At 40.6% G+C, this 3,870-nt stretch carries 2 protein-coding genes and 1 tRNA gene; all 3 read left to right on the forward strand.

What is annotated here, in order from left to right:
• Positions 1 to 144: 144 nt before the first annotated feature.
• The 3 genes from HY960_02460 to HY960_02470 all read left to right on the forward strand — a co-directional run bounded on the left by HY960_02460 (position 145) and on the right by HY960_02470 (position 3,807).
• Positions 145 to 1,542, forward strand: a complete 1,398-nt coding sequence (locus HY960_02460) for a sodium:proton antiporter (protein ID MBI5214595.1) — start codon at positions 145 to 147, stop codon at positions 1,540 to 1,542.
• 58 nt (positions 1,543 to 1,600) lie between these two features.
• Positions 1,601 to 3,523 carry a DUF2723 domain-containing protein gene (locus HY960_02465; protein ID MBI5214596.1) on the forward strand — a complete coding sequence of 641 codons (1,923 nt, stop codon included), beginning with the start codon at positions 1,601 to 1,603 and terminating at the stop codon, positions 3,521 to 3,523.
• 211 nt (positions 3,524 to 3,734) lie between these two features.
• A tRNA-Thr gene (locus HY960_02470) sits at positions 3,735 to 3,807 on the forward strand.
• Positions 3,808 to 3,870: the final 63 nt, after the last annotated feature.

Here is a 3,870-nt window from a genome sequence, read left to right on the forward strand (position 1 = left end):
AATATTTATTTTTCATTTAGCAGTACCTTATAGCAGAAAGATTTTCGTTTGCCCCGTATCATTTCCCTCATCGTTCTTTTTCTCCTCAGTACAGTAACATGCTTTGCTGGAGAAGAATACCAAATCGTTCCGGTTAATCCGGCGATGATTGCGCCCTTCATTCTCTTGTTGCTGGCGATTGCAGTCATGCCGTTCATCAACAAGCATTGGTGGGAGAAAAACTATCCGTTCGTTTCCATCGGTTTGGGTGCAATAACGCTTGCCTATTATTTGTTCGGATTGAACAACGGAACACGGATGCTTCACACCGGCATCGAGTATTTCAGTTTCATTGTTCTTATCGGTTCGCTCTTTGTAGTTGCGGGGGGAATTCTTATTCGTGTGAAAGGGAAGTCCACGCCAATCAAAAATGTCGGTTTCCTTGCCATCGGCGCAGTCGTTTCCAACTTACTCGGCACCACCGGCGCATCAATGATTATGATTCGTCCTTTTCTTCGCGTAAACAAATACCGTTTGCGTGGGTTCCATGTCATCTTTTTTATCTTCATCGTCAGTAACATGGGGGGTGCGCTCACACCAATCGGAGACCCGCCGTTGTTTCTTGGGTATCTCAAAGGCGTTCCGTTCTTCTGGGTACTTGCAAATGTCTGGCACATCTGGCTGTTTGCAACCGCTCTCGTTCTTCTTGTTTTTTTTGTATTGGATACGCTTGCGTTCAAAAAATATGAAAAGCGTGTCGGTGAGTTAGATGAAGCACAGTTCGATGAAGATGCAGAAGTGAAGGGATTGCAAAATGTATTCTTCCTCGGTGTTATATTGATTGCCGTCTTCATTCAAAAACCGCCGTTCCTTCGCGAAGCGTTGATGCTCCTTGCCGCCGCAGGTTCTTACTACACGACGAAAAAAGAGATTCACAACAAAAACGATTTCAACTTTCTTCCTATCAAAGAAGTGGCGATTCTCTTTCTCGGCATCTTTGCAACGATGGTCCCCGCACTCGACTGGCTTGAACTGAATGCGACAACAATCGGCATCACAACGGCAGGACAATTCTATTGGGGAACAGGAATCCTCTCCAGCGTTCTCGATAACGCACCGACGTATCTCAACTTTCTCAGTGCGTCCATTGGGTTATTCGTTGACCAATCAATTGTAGAACAAGTTCAGCATCTTATCTCAACACGAGGAGCGGATATTGCAACCATTACCGGCGCACATTCAGAAGAGGTGAAAAATACATTTACCGTATTGATGAAATATCATGGCGACATGGTTGCCGCCAACAACGTTCCTCTCTCCGATATTCAAATTTCCTATTTGATTGGCAACCACAATATTTACCTGAAAGCAATTTCCATCGCTGCTGTTTTCTTTGGCGCTATGACATACATTGGCAACGGACCAAACTTTATGGTCAAATCCATTGCCGAGCAATCGGGCGCAAAGTGTCCGAGTTTCTTTGGTTACGTTGTTCGGTATTCGTTGCCGGTACTTTTGCCGGTGTTTGCGTTAGTCTGGTTGTTCTGGTTTCTCGGCTCTTGAGAAAAGAAATTATTTTTTGAGATAGTTCAAAAGGGAGGAGGGCGATTGGAAATACTGTATGATTTTACTAACTTCATTCCCCAAATTTCAATACATGATTACACGAGTTTCATTCAAACAAGCAGAGATAGCATTAGCGATAACAACGGCGGCGGTTGGTTTTATCGTATATTTGAATACGCTCTGCCCGACTGTGAATTTTATTGATAGCGGAGAACTTGCAACAGTCTGCTATAAACTTGGTGTAGCACACCCGACAGGCTACCCGTTATTTACGTTGGTAGGATATTTATTTTCCCATATCCCGATGGGAATGCGGGTTATATATCAACTCAATCTTTTTGCGGCGGTGTTATGCTCTGTAGGGTTGTTTATTTATTTTCGACTGCTCGTTTTTCTTTTCAATACTACATCAATGAAAAGTAAACAGCGAGCGAGTGAGAGTAGCGAACTAACAGAGAAGTCAGTATTCACAGTTTTGCTCCCTGCATTTGCAGGAACTCTTCTTTTAGGTTTTTCAAAAACATATTGGTCGCAGGCATTATCCATCGAAGTATATTCACTTCATATAGTTTTGTTGGGAATAGTATTGTTGAGTTTCATAAAAGCCATACAAGTAGAACAAGAATTAAAAGCGAGCAAAACAACACAAATCATATCCAAGCAATGGCTTATCTTCGCGTATGTGTTAGGATTGGCATTCACGAATCATCTATCAACTATCTTTTTAGCGCCCGCATTATTGGTAGCATTTTTTTCAGTATGCGGTTTCTCAAAGATAGTTTGGAAGCGGTTACTTGTAATGGGTGTGCCGTTTTTAATGGGATTTTCTGTCTATTTGTATTTACCTTTCCGCGCTATCAATCAGCCGGTTTTGAATTGGGGAAATCCCGTTGACTTCAGTAGTTTCATCAGGCATCTAACGGGAAAGGTGTATCGTGTTTGGTTTCTCGATTCAAGTGAAAGTGTCCTCAAACAATTTAAACTGTTCTTTGAAACTCTCCCTTCGGAATTTGCTTACGTCTCTGTGATAGTCGCACTGCTGGGGTGTTGGAAATTGTTAAGTGAATCGAGACGCACGTTCATCTTTACATGTTTCCTTTTTATGGGAAGTGTAATCATTGCCAGTTTCTATGACATACATGATATTGAAACATATTTTCTTCTTGCTTATCTGACGATGGGAATCTGGATAGCATTTGGAATAAAATTCTTCATCGAATTTTCCGCGAACTTGAGAGTGAAAAAAGTCATCACAGGTATCATCGTTGCCCTCATTATCCTGACAGGCTATCTGAATTATAACCAAGTGGATGAAAGTAATATGACCATTGTCGAACAATACACGAACGACATGTTGAGTTCTGTTGCAAAGAATGGAATTGTACTCACATTTCAGTGGGATTATTTTGTCTCTGCTGCCTACTACTTGCAGTTCGTTGAAGGTGTACGACCCGATGTCATCATCATTGATAAAGAATTATTGAGAAGGACATGGTATTTTGCTCAACTACAAAAACAATATCCCTGGTTGATGAAAGCATCGAAGGACGAACTTGATTCGTTTCTCAAGGAACTATATAAATTCGAAAACGATTTGCCTTATGACCCGAGATTGATTGAGTTTCAATATACTTCGCTTATTCATAGCATCGTAGAGAAAAATTGGAACACAAGACCGGTTTATTGTTCTCCAGAAATTGAGCAACAGTATATAAATATCTTCCAAAAAGTACCATCCGGGTTGATTTTCAGGTTGTATCCGGGTAGTGAAACTGAGATGAAAGAGATGCAAATCAAGGAATTCAATTTTTCATTCCCGCACAAATTGAATAAATACAGTACCGGCTTACTTTCGTTCTATTCGCAATCATATATGAATCAGGGAATGTATTTACAATTTTATCAGAAACATGAGGAATCCCAACCTCTGTTTCAAAAGGGGAAGGAACTTCAATCAGCGCTTCAACGTACTCGCTAATAATTCACCTTGAGTGTCTATGTTAAACAAAAGAGTGTACCGAAAGTTGAAAGGAAATTGTTTTTAAGAATTATTTTATTATATTTACACGCTCTAAAAGAAATTTCCTGCCAAACGATATTAAAAACATATATTTTACATCGTATATCACTTGTGAATTAAGTGGAGGAAGGGAATTATTGCCCCTTTTTTGAAATAATATAGAATTTTTGCTGGCGTAGCTCAGCTGGTAGAGCAGCTGATTTGTAATCAGCAGGTCATCAGTTCAAATCTGATCGCCAGCTCAAAATTTGTAAATACCGGGCAGGTAGCGAAGCGGTCAAACGCAACAGACTGTAAATCTGTCG

Source organism: Ignavibacteriota bacterium (assembly GCA_016212665.1).
Taxonomy (GTDB): Bacteria; Bacteroidota; Ignavibacteria; order UBA10030; family SZUA-254; genus FW602-bin19.

Bases quoted from the DNA above. Each gene is read 5' to 3' on its own strand.
- HY960_02460 (MBI5214595.1), top strand. From the start codon at position 145: ATGATTGCGCCCTTCATTCTCTTGTTGCTGGCGATTGCAGTCATGCCG.
- HY960_02465 (MBI5214596.1), top strand. From the start codon at position 1,601: ATGATTTTACTAACTTCATTCCCCAAATTTCAATACATGATTACACGA.